Below are 18479 nucleotides of genomic sequence, written 5' to 3'. Positions count from 1 at the left end.
TTCTTCTAGTTCTGGCGGGTCCAGATCACCGTCACGCCGCCGCCGCTGATCATCGGCGCGTTGCCGGCGCCGCGCCGCACCAGCGATTCGGCGTCCAGTGCCGCGCGGTCGAGCCGGATCCGGCTCTGCACCAGGAAATAATCGCTCCTGACGTCGTAGGACGTTTCCTCGGTCTGCGACGTTTCCTTCAATTCCGTCTTCAGTTGCTGCACATCGTTCCACGGCACCCGCTTGCGCTGTTCGACCAGGGTAGCCGCCTCGGACAGCGAATAGCCCGGCAGCACCGCGGCCAGCACCTCGGCCGGCGCGGTATTGGCGTTGACCTTGGTGCCCCCGGACGGCAGCACGATCACGAACGGCCGCAGGCGCTCGACCATTTCGAGCGTGACGCCCTGCACCGCCAGCAGGTCGTCCACCCGCAGCAGCGGCATCGGCGTGCCCGTGCGTCCGGCCGGAATCACTGCCGGCGTCCCATCCGGCGGTGGCGCCAGCGGCTGGCCGTTGGCGACGAAATCGGCGATCGGGCGCGCCAGGCGCGGCTCGAGACGTGCATTGCTCAGCAGGCGTTCCAGTACCTGGGTCTGCGCGACGTCGCGGATGCCGCCGCTGGCCAGGTTGTTGAGATTGTAACGCGAGCAGGCATCGAAAATCTGGCCCGACAGCGTGGCGGCGAAATTTTCACCCTCGACCCGCTCGCGCTCGATGTACTGGTCGAGCCGGGTCTCTTGCAGCGGCGTGGCCCAGACCTGGTCGAGCGAGATGCGCGGTCCGTAGTTCTGGCGCAGGATCACGCTGGCCCAGTCGAGCGCGCCGCGCTGGATCCACTTGGTCTGCAGGTGCAGGCGCTGGTTTTCCATCGAGCGCACCTGCACCTGCTGCTGCCAGAACAGGCTGGCGACGATCGATACCGCCAGCGTGGTCAGGAGCAGCGCGGTGACCACGGCTACGCCGCGCTGGCGCCGCAATCCGGTGAAGGGGCGCCGCATCAGGTGCCTCCCAGCAGTAAGGCCTTGAGCATCGGCACGTTCACGCCCTGTACCGTCAGCCCCACCCGCAGCCCGGTCGGCACCACCACCGTGCCGGGCGGCGCCGTAGGCTGCAGCGTGCCGCCCTGGCCGCCGCCCTGGTCGTCTTGCGCGGTGCTCTGGGTCAGCTCGTCGCGCCAGGCGCCGTTGAGCCAGCCCTGCACCGTCATCGCGGCGACGCCGGTCTGCAGCACCACCGCCGGCGTATTCTCGGCCGGTGCGTCGGACAGCATGGCTTGCCACAGCTGTTCGATCTGGGCCAGATCGCGCGTGCCGGGCGACTCGCGCCGCAGCAGCTGGCCGCCGACCACGCGATAGCTCACCACCTGCAGGCGCGACGGTTCGTTCTCGACATAAGCCTTGCGCACCAGGGTCAGGCGGTCGGCATCCCACAGCAGGGTCGGACGGCGCACCATGATGTCGGCCTCGGCCAGGTGCTCGCAATCGCTCTGCATCTGGGCAAAGGCGAGCTGCATGCCGCGCGTGGTTTCCATGTCGGCCGTGAGCGCCACGCGCGCACGCACGATGCCGTCCAGGCCGCGCCAGCCAAGCACCGCCACCATGGCCAGGATGCCGATCGCCACCAGCAGTTCGACCAGGGTGAAGCCCCGATGCCGCTTGTCGTGGATGCCGCTCATGCTCATACCGGTGAAGGCCTCAGGACCAATTGGATCAGTTTGACAATACGGCGGCCGGGATTGTCGGCGTCGAACACCGAAACTTCGATGCGGCGCAACAGTGGGTTGGGGCTGGTCAGGACTTCTTCCTCGCACACCAGGTTGAGATCGCCCTGCGGGCAGGGAAAGCTGCGCTTGCCGACTTCGGGGAATTCGCGTCCGATACGGATCTGCACCAGCCGGTTTTCGGCCGACCAGGTCGCCATCATCGAGGCGCGCAGGCCGGCGCTGTTGGAGGTCAGGCTGCCGACCGCGCGCAGGCCGGCGGCCAGCGCGGTGCCGACGATGACCAGCGCCACCAGCACTTCGAGCAGGGTGAATCCGTGAGATCGGCGCGACGGCATGGTCTTCATTCGACAGTGAAATGGCCGACCCCGTCGGCGCGGATCGCGACCGCGTTGGCGCCCGAGGCCAGGGTCAGCACGAACGGCTTGTCGACCGGCTCGCGCCCAAAGGTGATGCGCATCAGGTCGGGCCCGGTGGTGCCGGACGGCTCCAGCACCAGCCGTAGCGGGGCGTTCTTAAACGTGCGTTCGCGCAGCAGGTCGTCGCGCGTGACCGGCTCCCAGCCGACGTCGCCGCGCACCATGAAACGGTAGCGCTCGCCGTTGGCTTCGAACGCCACCAGGCGGTTGCGCACGATGGCTTCGTCGCGCGCCAGCTGCAGCAACAGCGCCAGGCGCTGGGCTTCCTGCTGCAGGTCCTGGCGCGGACTCGGGATCGCGTTCAGCGTGGCCAGCCCCAGCGTGATGCCGATGATGACCATCACCACCAGCAGCTCGACCAGGGTAAAGCCGCGGCCGTCCTGCGGGCGCCGGCGCTGAGCGGTCCAGGCCGCCATGGGACGAATTATTCCCAGGAACCGACGTCGGCGTCTTCGCCGGTGCCGCCGGCCTGGCCGTCGGCGCCGAACGAGAACACGTCGACTTCACCGTGGATGCCCGGCGACAGGTACTGGTAAGGAGCGCCCCACGGGTCCTTCGGCAGCTTCTCGATGTAGCCGCCGGCCTTCCAGCCGTTGGCGGCCGGACCGGCGGTCGGCTTGGTGATCAAGGCGTTCAGGCCCTGTTCGGTGGTCGGGTAGCGCTGGTTGTCGAGCTTGTACAGCTTGAGCGCCTGCATCATGGTGGCGATGTCGACCCGGGCCGCGGTCACGCGCGACTCGCCGGTGCGGCCCAGCAGCTTGGGCACGACCAGCGCGCCAAGGATGCCGATGATGACCACGACGACCATGATCTCGACCAGGGTGAAGCCGCGCGCGCGTCTGGTTGCGCGGGCGGGACGGTGCAGGGTGCGTTGCGAATCCATATACATAGTTTCTAGGCAGGTGAATCGGTGGAACCGGAACAGTATAAGCCCGAATTATGACAACCGTACCGGCCGTGGGTGTGCAATTGTAAGCCACCTTCGGCAGGGGCGACACCTTTAATCCATGGCGTTAAGGCCTGCTTAACCGCGGGCTTGCACGGGCGGCCATGCGGCCGGCTCTGGCTTGACCGGGACCTCGCCGGGATCCTTTGCTCAGGCGGCCCTGGCGCGTGCGGCGCACACCGGGCAGGCCGGATTGCGTGCCACACCGATCGACGTCCATTCCATGGCGCGGCCGTCGAGCAGCAGCAGGCGCCCCGCCAGCGGGCGGCCGATGCCGGCCACCAGCTTCATCGCTTCGGCGGCCTGGACCGCGCCGACCACCCCGACCAGCGGCGCGAACACGCCCATGGTGCTGCAGGCAACGTCTTCGGCGCCACTGTCTTCGGGGAACACGCAGGCGTAGCACGGGGCCTCCGGCTGGCGCGGATCGAACACCGATAACTGGCCGTCGAAGCGGATCACGGCGCCCGACACCAGCGGCGTGCCCGCTTCCATGCAGGCGCGGTTGACCGCGTGGCGGGTGGCGAAGTTGTCGCTGCAGTCGAGTACGACCGTGGCCGAGCGCGCCAGTTCAAGCAATCGCGCGGGGCCGGCGCGTTCGCGCAAGGCGGTCACTTCGATGTCGGGGTTGATGGCCAGCAGCGCTGCGCGGCCGGAGTCGGCTTTCGGCTGGCCGATGCGCTCGGTGGTGTGCATCACCTGGCGCTGCAGGTTGGTGAGGTCGACCGTGTCGTCGTCGACCAGCGTGATGCGGCCGATGCCGCCGGAGGCCAGGTACAGGGCGGCGGGCGAACCGAGGCCGCCGGCGCCGATGATCACGGCGTGGGCGGCGAGCAGGCGTTCCTGGCCTTCGATGCCGATGTCGTCGAGCAGGATGTGGCGCGAGTAGCGCAGGAGTTGGTTGTCGTTCATGGGTGTGGAAGGTGCAGATGTGCCCAGCCCCCGCGCGAGGCGCAGGGGCTGGGTTGTATGCAATCAGGCCGCGTTATTTCTTCGGCGCCGCATCCAGCTCGGGCGGCTTGTGCTCGGCCCCCGGCAAGGCCTTCGGCGCCGCCTTCTGCTCTTCCGGCACGCCCTTGGCCAGCTGCACCGGCAGCCCTTTGAAATGGTTGATCGCCTGCGCCAGCTGGAAGTCGTCCTTGCCGCCGAACTCGAGCGGCTTGCGGTCTTTTAGCAGGGCCAGCGCGCGCTGTTGCTGGGCCAGGTTGGCGGTGACTTCCTTATTGATCACATCCTTCGCCGCTTCTTTCTTCTCGCCCTCGCCCATCAGGTGACGCTGCAAGTCCGATTCGCGCACGCGCAGAGCGTTCAGCAGATCGCCTTCGGCAGTCTCGTCGACCCGCATGTCGGGCGTGACGCCGGTGGCCTGGATCGGGCGCCCTTTCGGAGTGTAGTAACGCGCCGTGGTCAGCTTGATCGCGGTGTCGGCGGACAATTGGCGCAGGGTCTGTACCGAGCCCTTGCCGAAGGTGCGGCTGCCCATCACGATCGCGCGCTGGTAATCCTGCAGGGCGCCGGCCACGATCTCGGAGGCCGAAGCCGAACCGCCGTTGACCAGCACCACCATCGGCACCGTTTTCAGGCCGGCCGGCAGGCCGGCCAGCGGATCGCCGCGCTGGGCATAGAATTCGCGCCGGCCGTAGAAGGCCTGGTTCGAGTCGGGCAATTGCCCCTTGGTGGTGACGATCACCTGGTCCGGTTTCGGCAGGAAGGCGGCCGAGACGCCGATCGCGCCCGGCAGCAGGCCGCCGGGGTCGTTGCGCAGGTCCAGCACCAGGCCCTTGATGTCGGGCTGTTCGGCGTACAGCGCCTTGGTCTTCTTGGCCAGTTCGTCCAGCGTGTTTTCCTGGAACTGGCTCACGCGCACCCAGGCGTAGCCGGGTTCGACCATCTTGGCCTTGACGCTCTGGACCTTGATTTCCTCGCGCGCCACCGGCACCACCCATGGCTTGTCTTCGCCGGGACGGGCGATAGTGAGCGTGACTTTGCTGCCGACCTTGCCGCGCATGCGCTTGACCGCTTCGTCGGCCGACATATTGCGCACCGGGACATTGTCGATGCGGGTGATCAGGTCGCCCGCCTTGATGCCGGCTTTATACGCCGGCGTGTCCTCGATCGGCGAGACTACCTTGATAGCGCCGTCTTCGTTCGAGATCTCGACGCCGACACCGACGAACTTGCCCTGCACCGCTTCGCGCATGTCGCGGAAGGCCTTGGCGTCGAGGTAAGTGGAATGCGGGTCGAGCGAGGCGACCATGCCGCCGATCGCTTCGGTGAGCAATTTCTTGTCTTCGACCGGCTCGACGTAGTCGGTCTTGATCAGGCCATACACGTCGGCCAGCTGGCGCAGTTCGTCGAGCGGCAGCGGCGCCGTGGCGGCGGCCTTCTGCGCATGGGCCGAGAACTGGAACGAGGCGGCCACGCCCAGCGCCATGCCCAGTCCGATGAAGCCGAATTGCTTTGCTTTGCCCATGTGTTCGCCTGTGCCTGCCTTGTGATTGATAGCGGGTGTTTAGAACCTGACCCATCCTGCCGGGTCGAAGGCCTTGCCGCGATGCCTGAGCTCAAAGTATAGCCCCGATTCCTCGTTGCCGCCGGTGTTGCCCGCGCTGGCGATGGTCTCGCCGGCGCGCACGGTGTCGCCCGGGCGCTTGAGCAGCGTCTGGTTGTTTCCGTAGATCGACAGGTATTCGCCGCCGTGGTCGATGATGATCAGGTTGCCGAAGCCGCGCATCCAGTCGGCGTGCACCACGCGGCCACCGGCTACCGCGCGCACCTCGGCGCCTTCCGGTGCCTTGATGAAGGTGCCCTTCCAGGTCGGACCGTCGCCGCGGCGCCCACCGAAGCGCGCCACCACGCTGCCGCTGATCGGCGCGCCCATGCGGCCTTTCAGGGCGGCGAAGGCGCCGGCCGGCGCGGCCGGCGCCAGCGTGACTTCCGGCGGCGGCGCGGTCTCGACCGGCTTTTCGACCGGACGCGGCTGCTCGACGATCACCGGCGCTTCTTCGCGCGGCACCGGCAACGGCTCCTGCTTGGCCCCCGGCTTGGCGTTCTGGCGCACGATGCGTTCGCGCTCGGCCCGTTCGGCCGCCGCCTTGGCGCGCGCCTGCGCCAGCGCACGTGCCCTGGCTTCCGCTTCGGCCTTGGCTTTGGCCCTGGCTTCGGCCGCGGCCTTGGCTTTCGCCGCCAGCGCGATCTGGCGCTTGCGCTCGGCCTCGGCCTGTTCGCGGATCAGGCGCGCCAGGCGGTCGACCAGCCCCGACATGCGCTCCTCGTCCTGCTCCAGGCGGCTGGCCTGCTTGCGCTGGTCGGTCAGCTGGCCCGACAGGGTATTGAGCAAGGCGGCGCGGCGGGCTTTTTCCTTTTCCAGCAGCGCTTTCTGGTCGCGCTGTTCCTGGGCGATTTCTTCCAGCTCTTGCTGGGCGTTCTCGACCTTGTCGCGGTTGGCCTCGACCTGGGCCAGGTTGCCGCGCAGCGAGTCCAGCAGGCGCGCCTGGGCCTGCGAGACATAGGCCATCAATTGCAGGTCGCGGCTGATGCGGTTGGGGTTGTCGCCCGACAGCAGCAGCTTGATGCGGTCTTCGTTGCCGGCCACGTAGTGTTCGCGCATCAGCTTGCCCAGCTGCTTCTTCTGGGCCGCGATCGTCTGCTCGAGCTCGGCGCCCTGGCGCGCCAGGTCCTGCAGGCGCGTGTTGGTCTCGCCCTGCTCGGCATCGAGGTCGCGCAGGGCGCGGTTGGCGTCCGAGATCGCGGCTTCGGATTCGGCCAGCGTGTCGGCGGCGTCTTCCTTGGCGCTCTCGGTGCGGCTGATGTCGCGCTTGATCGCTTCCAGCTTTTGCTGGATGCCGGCGCGCTGTTTCTCGGCCGCCGCTTTCTGGCGGCTGCGTTCGGTCTGGCGCTGGGCCCAGGCGTCGCTCGAGAACGCGCCGGACAGCGCGACCGCCAGCAGTGTGCACAGCAGTGCGCTGCCGGCTGACTTCGTGAATGGCAAACGCAAGACTTTACTTCGCCTTCCCTTGGTTGGCCACGGCCGCCATGGCGGCGGCGATCGCGTCCTGGTCGCCCAGGTAGTAGTGCTTGATCGGCTTCAGGTCGGCATCCAGTTCGTACACCAGCGGCTGGCCGTTCGGGATATTGAGGCCGACGATGTCGGTGTCGCTGATGTTGTCGAGCATCTTGATGATGGCGCGCAGGCTGTTGCCGTGGGCCGAGATCAGGATCTTCTTGCCGGCGCGGATCGCCGGGGCGATCTCTTCGTCCCAGGCCGGCATCACGCGCGCCACGGTGTCCTTCAGGCATTCGGTGAGCGGGATCTGCGATTCTTCCAGGCCGGCGTAGCGCGGGTCGTTGAACGAAGTGCGCTCGTCGTCCTTTTCCAGTGCCGGCGGCGGGGTGTCATAGCTGCGGCGCCACACCAGCACCTGCTCGTCGCCGAACTTGGCGGCGGTCTCGCCCTTGTCCAGACCCTGCAGGGCGCCGTAGTGGCGCTCGTTCAGGCGCCAGTCGTTTTTCACCGGCAGGTACATCGCGTCCATCTCGTCCATCGCCAGCCACAGGGTGCGGATCGCGCGCTTGAGCACGGAGGTGTAGGCGACGTCGAAGGTGAAGCCGGCTTCTTTCAGCACGCGGCCGGCGGTCTTGGCTTCGTTGATGCCTTTCTCGGTCAGGTCGACGTCGGTCCAGCCGGTGAAGCGGTTTTCCAGGTTCCAGGTGGATTCGCCATGGCGCATGAATACGATCTTGTACATGTGGTCTCTTCTCGGGGAAAAATTTCTGGTTGAAGTCCGGTCCGGCATCTATTTTATAATGCTCCGATTCAGTTCAACCAAACGGAAGCCTTGTGAATTTCATAGTCGATAATATTTTCATTGTGGCGATCGCCGTGATCTCGGGCGGCGCCCTGCTGTGGCCGGCCCTGGCACCGCGCGGAAAACGCGCCACGCCGCTGCAAGTCACGCAGATGATCAACCGCGGCAAGACCACGGTCGTGGACGTGCGCAGTGCGGAAGAGTTCGCTGCAGGCCACCTGCGCGACGCGAAACACATCCCGCTGGCAGACTTGGGCAATCGCATCGGCGAACTGGACAAGTCGAAAAACCGCACCGTGGTGGTGGTGTGCCAGACCGGCGCCCGCGCCGACAAGGCTGCGCGCCAGCTGCAGGCGGCCGGTTTCGAGGACGTCCACGCCCTCGAGGGCGGCCAGGCGGCCTGGGTCGCGGCTGGTTTGCCGGTAACCAAATAACCGATCGGGCGAATAGCCTGGTCAAGATAAGGAAGGAAATATCATGACAGCTCATGTCGTTCTGTACCACACCGCCAGCTGCCCTTACTGCGTGCGCGCCGAGCGCCTGCTCGAAGCCAAGGGCGTGACCGACATCGAACGCATCCGCATCGACCTCGATCCGGAACAGCGCCAGATCATGATGCAGCGCACCGGCCGCCGCACCGTGCCGCAAATTTATGTGGGCGAGACCCACGTCGGCGGTTTCGACGACCTGTATGCGCTGGACCAGGCGGGACGCCTGGACCCGCTGCTGAAGGGCGAGTAAGGCAAGGCGCACATCATGGCGGCGAGAGCGGCCATGATGTGCGTGCGTCGCACGACTGGCGGCTGACCGGGATGAAACAACCCAAGTTGGTTAGTTACGATTCTGTCGTCATCCCCAAAACGCCTATTGCAAGCAAATTGATTTTGCTACAATTGTCCGCGTTTGGCCCCGCAGTCGCGACCGACCCAGTACCCGGGGCGGCGATCCGCTCCTTACTATTATTAGAAAGCGTTCCATGTCTGACGAAAACCTGCAACCAGTATTCCAAATCCAACGCGTCTACCTGAAAGACATGTCGCTGGAACAACCGAATTCGCCGTCGATCTTCCTGGAACAGGAAGCTCCGGCCATCGAAGTGTCGCTCGACGTGGGCGCTGAAAGCATCGCCGAAGGCATCTACGAATCGACCGTCACCATCACCGTGACCGCCAAGGTTAAGGACAAGGTCGCGTTCCTGGTGGAAGGCAAGCAAGCTGGTATCTTCGAAGCCCGCAACATCCCGGCTGACCAGATGGATCCGCTGCTGGGCATCGGCTGCCCGAACATCATCTACCCGTACCTGCGCGCGAACATCGCCGACGTGATCAGCCGTGCCGGCTTCCCGCCAGTGCACCTGGCCGAGATCAACTTCGAAGCGTTCTACCAGCAGCGCGCCCAGGCCATGGCCGAAGCCGCCGCAGCCGCACCGGCAAACTAAGCAATACCCGCGGGGCGCAGCACGGCTGCGTCCCGTACCGAATTCAAGCCCTCCCGGCGTCCCGGTTCCACCCACAACCCAGGCCCGCCATGTTCCCTTCCCGACCTTTCGCTGGCACATCTCTGGCCGCTGCATTGGCATTGCCCATGGCATTGCTGGCCGCGCCATCCGCGTTTGCTTTCGATGCCCGGATGGTCGGCACCAGGCCGGCGATCCTGTACGACACGCCCTCGGCCACCGGCGCCAAGCGCTACGTGGCGCCGCCCGGCATGCCGCTGCAGGTGATGCTGGCCTACGGCGACTGGGTGAAGGTGCGCGACATGAACGGCGACGTGGCCTGGACCCAGGCGCGTAACCTGGTTGTCCGGCGCAATGTGCTGGTGCGCACGCCGGGGGCGAAAGTCCATGCCGAACCAAGCGACGGGTCGGCAGTTCTGATGACTGCCGACAAGGGCGTACTGCTTGAACTGGTCGATCCGAATGCCCCCGCGTGGGCGCGCGTGCGCCACCGCGACGGCATCGCCGGCTATATCAAGGTCGCGGACATCTGGGGCCTGTAGTCCGGCCCCCGATTCACTCCAGGAGTTCCATGCAACAGAATAAATCCCCTTCCAAGATCACTGTCCTCGGCGCCGGCGCCTGGGGCACCGCCGTCGCCATCGCGCTGGCCGCCCGTCATGACGTGCTGCTGTGGGGGCGCAACCCGCAGCAGATGGCCGAGATGGACGCCGCGCGCGACAACCTGGCTTACCTGAAAGGCCATCCGCTGCCGGACAGCCTGAGGGTGAGCGCCGACTTCGAGGCGGCGCTGGCGCATGTGGTCGCCGCACCGGCGGATGCGGCGCCGATCCTGATCCTGGCCAGCCCGGTGGCCGGCCTGCGCCCATTGCTGGAACAATTGCGCGGACGCGCGATCCCGAACGTGGTGTGGCTGTGCAAGGGTTTCGAAGCCGGCACCGGCCTGCTGCCGCACCAGGTGGTGGCGCAGGTGCTGGGCGACAGCGTGCCGGGTGCGGCGCTGTCGGGGCCGTCGTTCGCGCAGGAAGTGGCGCGCTCGCTGCCGTGCGCGCTGACCGTGGCGTCGAGCTCGGCCGAACTGCGCGAACGGGTAGTGGCAGCGGCGCATGGCGACAACCTGCGCGTCTATTCCTGCGACGACCTGGTCGGCGTGGAAGTCGGTGGCGCGGTCAAGAACGTGATGGCGATCGCCACCGGCACCGCCGACGGGCTGGGGCTGGGACTGAATGCGCGCGCGGCGCTGATCACGCGCGGGCTGGCCGAGATCACCCGCCTCGGCGTGGCGCTGGGCGCGCAGCCGGGCACCTTCATGGGCCTGAGCGGGATGGGCGACCTGATCCTGACCTGCACCGGCGACCTGTCGCGCAACCGGCGCGTGGGGCTGGCGCTGGCGCAGGGCAAGGCCCTGGACACCATCGTGGCCGAGCTGGGGCATGTGGCGGAAGGCGTGCCGTGTGCCAAGGCGGTGCGCGAGCTGGCGCGCGGGATGGGGGTGGATATGCCGATCACCGAGGCGGTGGCCGGGGTGTTGTTCGATGGGGTGGATGCGGGGGAGATGGCGGCCCGGTTGCTGGCGCGCGATCCGCGGATCGAAGTGGCTTGACGTGGTTGTGGCTACGATCGTTGATCGTGGCTGTTCATGGAAACTTGGGTTCCCGCCTGCGCGGGAATGACGTTGGTTTAGGGTGGTGGAGAGTAGAACAGTCCGCGACTTCGGCCTGAACTACCTCACTAGAGACCGTCATCCCCGCGAAGGCGGGGACCCAAGTCCGCAGCACACCAATAACGTCAATCGTCGGCCGACAACGTCACCACGTCGCCCGCCAACATCATCAGTTCGCCGACCCGCGCGGATCGCTCACCGGCCCGCCCGAGCGCACCGGCCCCATCAGAATCGTCATCAGTGCCACCGCATCCCTGGTGGCACGGATCGTATGCGGCTCGCCGCCCGCCAGGTACAGCATCTCGTTCGGCTGCAGCACCACCGTGCGCCCGTGCGCGTCGACGGCGATCTCGCCTTCCAGGCATTGCAGCGTCACCTCGCCATCGATCTTGTGCTCGGGGATCGGCCGTTCGGTCGGCAGCACCAGCCGGATCAGTTCCATGTGCTCGGTCTTGACCAGCGCCACCGAGGTGAAATGGGCGATGTCGTCGTCGCCGCGCTGCAATGCGATTTTCTCGCCCGATACTGCGTGTTGCAAGGCCATGTCGCCCTCCTCTATTCGTCGTCTGCTTGTTCTTCCAATGGTTCAGGCACTCCGCGCAGCCAGGTGACCAGCGCGAAGGCGTCCTCGAATCCCTGCGCCAGCCGCGGCACCAGTTTTTCCGGCGCATTCAGCTCCAGATCCACTTCGGTCCACACGAAAAAGCTCTTCAGCTTCAGGTACTCGACCAGCGGGTGATCCGGGTCAAAGCCCTTCGGAGGACGCTGCAACTTGTCCTCGTCGAGCAGGTCGCCGTAGGTGGCGCGGAGATGCTTATTCTTCAACACTTTGGCAAATCCCGTCGCATCGTTGACCACGTGCTCGCGGATCGCCTTCAGGCGCGGCGCCGGCGGCAGGTATTCGCCCACGCCGAAACCGAGCTTGCCAGTGCGCTCGATCTGGAAGTAATAGGTCGAGCCGCCGCCGGCGCTGGGACGGCGCTTGTCGTTGGGCGTGATGCCGGCCGAGAACCGGGTTTTATAGGGTGTCTTGTCGTTGGAAAAACGGATGTCGCGGTTAATCCGGAACATGGCCTTCTTGGGATTGCAGGCCGCCACTTGTTTGTCGAATTTGGTCAGCTCGCGGATCAGTTCGGTCACCACTTCCTGGAATTCCTCGCGCAGGATGTCGTAGCGCGGCTTGTTCATGATGAACCAGGGACGGTTGTTGGTTTGGTTCAGTTCGGTCAGGTATTGCGTCAGGTCGCGCAGGTGCATAGGCTTCGGAGTGATGGTTTATGGCGTCTGGCGCGGGCGGCGGCCGACGGTCACGTCGAGCGTGGCCTCGCGCCGCTTGCGCAGGATGGTCATCGGGGTCTTGGCGCCCGGCTCGAGGCGGGCGATCAGGTTCAGCATGTCGCTGGTATCGGACACTTTTTCGCCGGCCACGGCCACCAGGATATCGCCCGGCATGATGCCGGCGCGGTCGGCCGGGCTGCCCCGCACTACGCCGGCGATGATGGCGCCGCTGCGTTTGGCCAGGCCGAAGCTGTCGGCCAGCTCGGGCGTGATGTCCTGCGACTCGATGCCGATCCAGCCGCGCACCACGGCGCCATGCTCGACGATCGATTCCAGCACCATCTTGGCGGTGGACACGGGGATGGCGAAGCCGATGCCGACCGAACCGCCGGTCTGCGAATAGATCGCCGCGTTGATGCCCAGCAGGTTGCCGTTGGTATCGACCAGCGCGCCGCCCGAGTTGCCGAAATTGATCGCGGCATCGGTCTGGATGAAGTTCTCGAAGTGGTTGATGTGCAGGTTGTTGCGCCCCAGCGCCGAGATGATGCCGAAGGTGACGGTCTGGCCCACGCCGAACGGATTGCCGATCGCCAACACCACGTCGCCCACGCGCGAGCGCTCCGGGTCGCCCAGCGTCATCACCGGCAGCTTGTCTTCCTTGATCCGGATCACCGCCAGGTCGGTCTCGGGATCGGTACCGACGATGCGCGCCTGTGCCTTGCGGCCGTCGGCCAGGCCGACCTCGATCGCATCGGCGCCGTCGATCACGTGGAAATTGGTCAGGATATAGCCGTCGCTGCTGACGATCACGCCCGAGCCGAGGCTGGCCAGCTGTTCGTCCGGCGGTGCGCGGTCACCAAAAAAGCGGCGGAAGAACGGGTCCTTCAGCAGCGGATGCGATTCGCGCGAGGCCTTGCTGGTAAAAATATTGACCACCGCCGGCATGGCCTTGGCGGCGGCGTCGCGGAAGCTCCCCGCCGTCGGCTGGCTCGGCGCCTGCAGCACCGGCACGCCGTTGCCGGGTCCGCCAACCTGCACCTGCTTCGGTTTGCCCGCCAGCCAGTCGGGCTTGAGCGCGGCCACCACGAACCACAGCGCGAGCGCGACCGTGACCGTCTGCGCGAACAGCAACCAGAAGCGGCGCAGCGGATGCGGCCGCCGCAGGTCGTGGAGTACGTCGTCTTTCACTTCTTTTCTTTCGGTTCAGGCGTTAGAGCGCGTCTTTCGGATCGCGTTTGTCGTTTTTCAGGGAGTCCCTGATCTCGCGCAGCAGCAAAATGTCTTCCGGCGTCGGCGCCGGCTTGGCGGCCGCGGCTTCGGCCGGACCGCGCAGGCGGTTAATCAGGCGCACCATCTGGAAGATCACGAAGGCCAGCAGGATGAAGTTGAGCAGGATGGTGAGGAAATTCCCGTAGGCCAGCACCGCACCCGCCTTCTTGGCTTCCGCCAGCGGCAGGTTGTATGCCTGGTGGTTGAGAGGAATATAATAGTTGGCGAAGTCCAGGCCACCGAACAGCTTCCCGATCGGCGGCATGATGACGTCCTGCACCAGCGAATCCACGATGCGTCCGAACGCGCCGCCAATGATCACGCCCACGGCCAGGTCCACTACATTGCCGCGCATGGCAAACTTCTTGAACTCTTCCAGCATCGCCATTTGGATTCCCTTCATTGTTATTGATACAAGCGATTGCATGATACCCGAAGGCCCAAACGAGCGCGTTTCAGGGGTCTCCTATGCACCCGCCATATTGCTGCAACTGCACATTTTTTACGCATATAACCGTGACAATTTTTTCCAACAGGTATTGCCAATCACATATAATTTTGCATTGCTGGAAGCTCTGTATTAATTCTTAAAATTCGTATATTCACGGAAATGGGGTTGGTATGAGTATTGAAAAGCAGGTCGATTCAGGTCGACGCGGCTTGCTGGTCGCCACATGCGCGGCCGGCGGTGTCGTCGGAGTGGCCACGGCGGGAGCCCTGGTCAGCACCTTCCAGCCTTCCGAGCGTGCCCGAGCGGCCGGCGCGCCGGTCGAAGTCGACATCTCGGACGTCGCGCCGGGAGAAATGAAAGTCGTCGAATGGCGCGGCAAACCGGTCTGGATCCTGCGCCGCACGCCGGCGATGATGGCCACCCTTACCAAGGACGAGGGCGAACTGGCCGACCCCGCATCGGAAAAAGAGTTCCAGCTGCCGATGCCGGAATACTGCAAGAATCCCCAGCGCGCGCGCAAGGAGCACCCCGAAGTGCTGGTCACGGTCGGGATCTGCTCGCACCTGGGCTGCTCGCCCTCTTCACGCCTGGCCTCCGGCCCGCAAGCCAACCTGCCGGACGACTGGCCGGGCGGCTTCCTGTGCCCCTGCCACGGTTCCACCTTCGATTTGTCCGCGCGCGTGTTCAAGAACAAGCCGGCGCCGACGAATATGGACGTCCCCCCGTACATGTATCTCTCCGATAACAAGCTGGTGATCGGCAAAGACGAGAAAGGCGAGGCATAAAAAATGGGCGCATACGAGGAGACCAAGCTACCCGCCGACGCACCGGCCAGCGCCAAGGCGCTGGCCTGGGTCGATGACCGCTTCCCGCTGTCGAAGCTGTGGAATGACCAATGGGGCAAGTACTACGCGCCCAAGAATTTCAACGTCTGGTACCTGTTCGGCTCGCTATCCATGCTGGTGCTGGTGCTGCAGATCGTCACCGGCATCTTCCTGACCATGCACTACAAGCCGGACGCGGCGCTCGCCTTCGGCTCGGTCGAATACATCATGCGCGAAGTGCCGTGGGGCTGGCTGGTGCGCTACATGCACTCGACCGGCGCCTCGGCCTTCTTCATCGTGGTCTACCTGCACATGGCGCGCTCGCTGATGTACGGCTCCTACCGCAAGCCGCGCGAGCTGATCTGGCTGTTCGGCTTCGCCATCTTCCTGTGCCTGATGGCCGAGGCCTTCTTCGGCTACCTGCTGCCGTGGGGCCAGATGTCGTACTGGGGCGCGCAGGTGATCGTCAACCTGTTTGGCGCGATTCCGGTGATCGGTCCGGACCTGTCGGAATGGATCCGCGGCGACTACGTGGTCTCGGACGCCACGCTGAACCGCTTCTTCGCCTTCCACGTGATCGCCCTGCCGCTGGTGATCCTGGGTCTGGTGGCGGCGCACCTGATCGCGCTGCACGAAGTCGGCTCCAACAATCCGGACGGCATCGAGGTCAAGCAGCACCTGGGCGAAGACGGCCATTCGCTGGACGCGATTCCGTCGCACCCCTACTACACCACCAAGGACCTGTTCGGCGTCTCGGTGTTCCTGCTGCTGTTCTCGGCAGTGGTGTTCTTCGCGCCCGAGATGGGCGGCTACTTCCTCGAGTACAACAACTTCCTGCCGGCCGATTCGATGAAGACGCCGCCGCACATCGCGCCGACCTGGTACTTCACGCCGTTCTACTCGGTGCTGCGCGCTACTACCGCCGACTTCATGTACGTGGTGATGGCTGCCGTTGCGGCGCTGGTGGTGTTCATCTGGCTCAAGTCGAAGCTGGCCTACCGGGTCAAGGTGGCGATCGCCGTCATCGGCATCATCCTGATCGTCGGCATGCTGCCGCAGGTGCTCGACGCCAAGTTCTGGGGCGTGGTGCTGTTCGGCTCGTCGGTCGTGATCCTGGCCTTCCTGCCGTGGCTGGATCACTCGCCGGCACGCTCGCTGCGCTATCGGCCGTCGTGGCACAGCTACCTGTACGGCGTGTTCGCGCTGGTGTTCCTGACGCTCGGCTACCTCGGCACCCAGTTGCCGACGCCGGCCTACACCATCATCTCGCAGGTCTGCACGCTGGCCTATTTCTCGTTCTTCCTCTTGATGCCATGGTGGAGCACGATGGGCACGTTCAAGCCGCTGCCGACGCGCCTGACCTTCACGCCGCACTGAACCCGGACCGAGGACACCCTATGAAAGTTTTTGCAAAGAAACTGATCGCGGTCCTGGCGCTGGTGCCGGGACTGGCATTCGCGGCGGAAGGCGGCTATCCGCTCGACCGCGCACCGGAACGCAACGACCTGGCATCGCTGCAGAACGGCGCCAAAATCTTCGTCAACTACTGCCTGAATTGCCACTCGGCGTCGGCGATGCGCTACAACCGGCTGCGCGACCTGGGCCTGAGCGAAGAGCAGATCAAGAACAATCTGTTGTTTTCTGCCGACAAGGTCGGCGCCATGATGACGACCGCCATGCGGCCGGACGACGCCAAGGCCTGGTTCGGCGCGGTGCCGCCGGATTTGTCGGTGATCGCGCGCGCCAAGTCCTCGCCGGCGGGCTCGGGCGCGGACTACCTGTACACCTATCTGCGCACTTTCTACAAGGACGATTCCCGCCCGACCGGCTGGAACAATATGGTGGTGCCGAACGTGGCCATGCCGCACGCGATGTGGCAGCAACAGGGGATACGCGCCGCCAAGTTCAGCGATCAGCCCGATCCGCACGAGGCCGGCAAGACCGTGCACGCCTTCGCCGGCTTCGAGCAGGTGGAGCCGGGAACCATGAGCCAGCAAGACTTCGACACCGCCACCGCCGACCTGGTTGCCTACCTCAGCTGGATGGCTGAGCCGGCGCAACATACGCGCAAAAGGCTGGGCGTGGTAGTGCTGATTTTCCTGTCGATCTTCTCGTTTTTGGCCTGGCGCTTGAACGAATCGTACTGGAAACAAGTGAAGTAATTCGCTTTCATTGCCCGGTTGGCTATAATACGGGCAATCATTTCTCTGGGGTGAGTGCTTTGCGCTACACCCCTTTGTTTCTTAAGGAACTATAAACCATGATGGTTCTCTACTCCGGCACCACGTGCCCATTCTCCCAACGCTGCCGCCTGGTCCTGTTCGAAAAGGGCATGGACTTCGAGGTGCGCGACGTCGACCTGTTCAACAAGCCGGAAGACATCTCGACCATGAACCCGTACGGCCAGGTGCCGATCCTGGTCGAGCGCGAACTGATCCTGTACGAATCGAACATCATCAACGAGTACATCGACGAGCGCTTCCCGCACCCGCAGCTGATGCCGGCCGACCCGCTGATGCGCGCCCGTGCCCGCCTGATGCTGTTCAACTTCGAAAAAGAGCTGTTCGTCCACGTGCACACGCTGGAAAGCGAGCGCAACAAGACCAACGACAAGAACCACGACAAGGCACGCGCCGAAATCCGCGACCGCCTGACCACCCTGGCACCGCTGTTCCTGAAGAACAAGTACATGCTGGGTGACGAGTTCTCGATGCTGGACGTGGCGATCGCCCCGCTGCTGTGGCGCCTGGACCACTACGGCATCGAACTGTCGAAGACCGCGGCCCCGCTGATGAAGTACGCCGAGCGCATCTTCTCGCGTCCGGCCTACATCGAGGCGCTGACCCCGTCCGAGAAAGTGATGCGTCGCTGATGGATCGTGGACGGAAGCCTGTGTTTCCGTCCATACCGCGCACCATACACGCCAGACATGCCGCGCCCTGAGGGCGAATCCGGTAAACTGGCGTGATCGCTGTAATCAAGACAACAACACCATGGCAGAGATCTCCACCAAACCCTATCTGCTGCGCGCCATCTACGAATGGTGCAGCGACAGCGGCTACACGCCCTATATCGCCGTCAAGGTCGACGGGGCAACGACAGTGCCGATGGAATACGTCAGGAAGGGCGAGATCATCCTCAACATCAGCTTCGGCGCCACCTCGCGCCTGAAGATGGACAACGAGGCGATCCAGTTCCACGCGCGCTTCAACGGCGTGTCGCGCGAGATCTATATCCCGGTCCAGAACGTGCTGGCGATTTATGCCAACGAGAATGGCCAGGGGATGGCATTCGAGGTGAATACCACGGCGTCCGAGACGCCGGCGCCGGAAGCCGAGAGCGCGCCTGCCGCGCCGTCGCTGTCGGCGGTGCCGTCAAAGGGTGTCGATTCGCCGGTGGTCAACGAAGCTGCGTCGACACCGTCGGATGGCGACGACGAACCGCCCAAGAAAGGCGGACGTCCGACGTTGACCCGCATCAAATAGCGTATAATTGTTGCTCTAACGATCACGTGCCGACTTAGCTCATCAGGTAGAGCAGTTGATTTGTAATCATCAGGTGGCGGGTTCGAGTCCTGCAGTCGGCACCAACTGAATTAAGCACTTAGCCCAGCCATATGGTTGGGCTTTTTGTTTTGTGGGCACCTCACGGCGCATG

23 protein-coding genes and 1 tRNA gene are annotated in these 18479 nt (G+C 64.9%); 11 read left to right on the top strand and 13 right to left on the bottom strand.

All coding sequences use genetic code 11. The features are described from left to right. Positions 1 to 5: 5 nt before the first annotated feature. The 9 genes from gspK to gpmA form a co-directional block, all read right to left on the bottom strand. The gene (gene gspK / locus RTQ83_RS09320; RefSeq protein ID WP_312513615.1) at positions 6 to 986 is read right to left on the bottom strand and encodes a type II secretion system minor pseudopilin GspK; all 981 of its coding nucleotides are present in this window, start codon (positions 984 to 986) and stop codon (positions 6 to 8) included. Continuing rightward, the gene (locus RTQ83_RS09315; RefSeq protein WP_312513613.1) at positions 986 to 1663 is read right to left on the bottom strand and encodes a prepilin-type N-terminal cleavage/methylation domain-containing protein; all 678 of its coding nucleotides are present in this window, start codon (positions 1661 to 1663) and stop codon (positions 986 to 988) included. The genes gspK and RTQ83_RS09315 overlap by 1 nt, the downstream gene beginning before the upstream one ends. Positions 1664 to 1665: 2 nt before the next feature. Next, positions 1666 to 2046 carry a type II secretion system minor pseudopilin GspI gene (gspI, locus tag RTQ83_RS09310; protein WP_312513726.1) on the bottom strand — a complete coding sequence of 127 codons (381 nt, stop codon included), beginning with the start codon at positions 2044 to 2046 and terminating at the stop codon, positions 1666 to 1668. 5 nt (positions 2047 to 2051) lie between these two features. Next, on the bottom strand, positions 2052 to 2543 hold the full coding sequence (gene gspH / locus RTQ83_RS09305; protein WP_312513611.1) for a type II secretion system minor pseudopilin GspH: 492 nt from the start codon (positions 2541 to 2543) through the stop codon (positions 2052 to 2054). A gap of 8 nt (positions 2544 to 2551) precedes the next feature. Further along, a complete protein-coding gene (gspG, locus tag RTQ83_RS09300; RefSeq protein ID WP_312513610.1) occupies positions 2552 to 3010 on the bottom strand; it encodes a type II secretion system major pseudopilin GspG in 459 nt (152 codons plus the stop codon). Between the two features lie 213 nt (positions 3011 to 3223). Continuing rightward, complete coding sequence (locus tag RTQ83_RS09295) at positions 3224 to 3985, bottom strand: HesA/MoeB/ThiF family protein (RefSeq protein ID WP_312513608.1); 762 nt, start codon at positions 3983 to 3985, stop codon at positions 3224 to 3226. Positions 3986 to 4058: 73 nt separating this feature from the next. Then, entirely contained in the window at positions 4059 to 5546 is a 1488-nt protein-coding gene (locus RTQ83_RS09290; protein ID WP_312513606.1) for a S41 family peptidase, read from the bottom strand. A 39-nt stretch (positions 5547 to 5585) separates the two neighbouring features. Then, positions 5586 to 7064 carry a peptidoglycan DD-metalloendopeptidase family protein gene (locus RTQ83_RS09285; RefSeq protein WP_312513723.1) on the bottom strand — a complete coding sequence of 493 codons (1479 nt, stop codon included), beginning with the start codon at positions 7062 to 7064 and terminating at the stop codon, positions 5586 to 5588. 10 nt (positions 7065 to 7074) lie between these two features. Further along, positions 7075 to 7821, bottom strand: a complete 747-nt coding sequence (gene gpmA / locus RTQ83_RS09280) for a 2,3-diphosphoglycerate-dependent phosphoglycerate mutase (RefSeq protein WP_312513603.1) — start codon at positions 7819 to 7821, stop codon at positions 7075 to 7077. 92 nt (positions 7822 to 7913) lie between these two features. On the opposite strand from gpmA, the gene RTQ83_RS09275 reads away from it, so the two are divergent. The 5 genes from RTQ83_RS09275 (at position 7914) to RTQ83_RS09255 (ending at position 10940) form a co-directional block, all read left to right on the top strand. Further along, a complete protein-coding gene (locus tag RTQ83_RS09275) occupies positions 7914 to 8315 on the top strand; it encodes a rhodanese-like domain-containing protein (protein WP_312513601.1) in 402 nt (133 codons plus the stop codon). A gap of 43 nt (positions 8316 to 8358) precedes the next feature. Beyond that, complete coding sequence (gene grxC, locus RTQ83_RS09270; RefSeq protein WP_312513599.1) at positions 8359 to 8622, top strand: glutaredoxin 3; 264 nt, start codon at positions 8359 to 8361, stop codon at positions 8620 to 8622. Between the two features lie 235 nt (positions 8623 to 8857). After that, positions 8858 to 9319, top strand: a complete 462-nt coding sequence (secB, locus tag RTQ83_RS09265; RefSeq protein WP_290418681.1) for a protein-export chaperone SecB — start codon at positions 8858 to 8860, stop codon at positions 9317 to 9319. A gap of 146 nt (positions 9320 to 9465) precedes the next feature. Continuing rightward, positions 9466 to 9879, top strand: a complete 414-nt coding sequence (locus RTQ83_RS09260; protein ID WP_312513593.1) for an SH3 domain-containing protein — start codon at positions 9466 to 9468, stop codon at positions 9877 to 9879. Between the two features lie 29 nt (positions 9880 to 9908). Continuing rightward, a complete protein-coding gene (locus tag RTQ83_RS09255) occupies positions 9909 to 10940 on the top strand; it encodes an NAD(P)H-dependent glycerol-3-phosphate dehydrogenase (RefSeq protein ID WP_312513591.1) in 1032 nt (343 codons plus the stop codon). Between the two features lie 229 nt (positions 10941 to 11169). On the opposite strand, the gene RTQ83_RS09250 is transcribed toward RTQ83_RS09255, so the two are convergent. The 4 genes from RTQ83_RS09250 to mscL all read right to left on the bottom strand — a co-directional run bounded on the left by RTQ83_RS09250 (position 11170) and on the right by mscL (position 13935). Further along, positions 11170 to 11544 carry a hypothetical protein gene (locus tag RTQ83_RS09250; protein ID WP_312513589.1) on the bottom strand — a complete coding sequence of 125 codons (375 nt, stop codon included), beginning with the start codon at positions 11542 to 11544 and terminating at the stop codon, positions 11170 to 11172. 11 nt (positions 11545 to 11555) lie between these two features. Then, entirely contained in the window at positions 11556 to 12257 is a 702-nt protein-coding gene (locus RTQ83_RS09245) for a DUF2461 domain-containing protein (RefSeq protein ID WP_312513587.1), read from the bottom strand. An 18-nt stretch (positions 12258 to 12275) separates the two neighbouring features. Further along, entirely contained in the window at positions 12276 to 13424 is a 1149-nt protein-coding gene (locus tag RTQ83_RS09240) for a Do family serine endopeptidase (RefSeq protein WP_312513719.1), read from the bottom strand. A gap of 64 nt (positions 13425 to 13488) precedes the next feature. Next, positions 13489 to 13935: a large conductance mechanosensitive channel protein MscL gene (gene mscL, locus RTQ83_RS09235; RefSeq protein ID WP_312513717.1), complete on the bottom strand. Its 447-nt coding sequence runs from the start codon at positions 13933 to 13935 to the stop codon at positions 13489 to 13491. 233 nt (positions 13936 to 14168) lie between these two features. Between mscL and petA the strand changes: the two genes are divergently transcribed. The 6 genes from petA (at position 14169) to RTQ83_RS09205 (ending at position 18411) form a co-directional block, all read left to right on the top strand. Beyond that, positions 14169 to 14783 carry a ubiquinol-cytochrome c reductase iron-sulfur subunit gene (petA, locus tag RTQ83_RS09230; protein ID WP_312513585.1) on the top strand — a complete coding sequence of 205 codons (615 nt, stop codon included), beginning with the start codon at positions 14169 to 14171 and terminating at the stop codon, positions 14781 to 14783. Positions 14784 to 14786: 3 nt separating this feature from the next. Next, positions 14787 to 16199, top strand: a complete 1413-nt coding sequence (locus RTQ83_RS09225) for a cytochrome b N-terminal domain-containing protein (RefSeq protein ID WP_312513584.1) — start codon at positions 14787 to 14789, stop codon at positions 16197 to 16199. A 20-nt stretch (positions 16200 to 16219) separates the two neighbouring features. Then, complete coding sequence (locus RTQ83_RS09220) at positions 16220 to 16984, top strand: cytochrome c1 (protein ID WP_312513582.1); 765 nt, start codon at positions 16220 to 16222, stop codon at positions 16982 to 16984. A 98-nt stretch (positions 16985 to 17082) separates the two neighbouring features. Further along, complete coding sequence (locus tag RTQ83_RS09215) at positions 17083 to 17694, top strand: glutathione S-transferase N-terminal domain-containing protein (protein ID WP_211522107.1); 612 nt, start codon at positions 17083 to 17085, stop codon at positions 17692 to 17694. 121 nt (positions 17695 to 17815) lie between these two features. Continuing rightward, on the top strand, positions 17816 to 18307 hold the full coding sequence (locus tag RTQ83_RS09210; RefSeq protein WP_312513576.1) for a ClpXP protease specificity-enhancing factor: 492 nt from the start codon (positions 17816 to 17818) through the stop codon (positions 18305 to 18307). A gap of 28 nt (positions 18308 to 18335) precedes the next feature. Then, positions 18336 to 18411: transfer RNA gene (locus tag RTQ83_RS09205), tRNA-Thr, on the top strand. The last annotated feature ends 68 nt before the right edge of the window (positions 18412 to 18479 follow it).

The sequence above is a fragment of the Massilia sp. genome, assembly GCF_031995545.1.
Lineage (GTDB): Bacteria > Pseudomonadota > Gammaproteobacteria > Burkholderiales > Burkholderiaceae_D > Telluria.
Note: the sequence above shows the minus strand (reverse complement) of the source record. Positions and strands in the feature narration are given on the sequence as shown.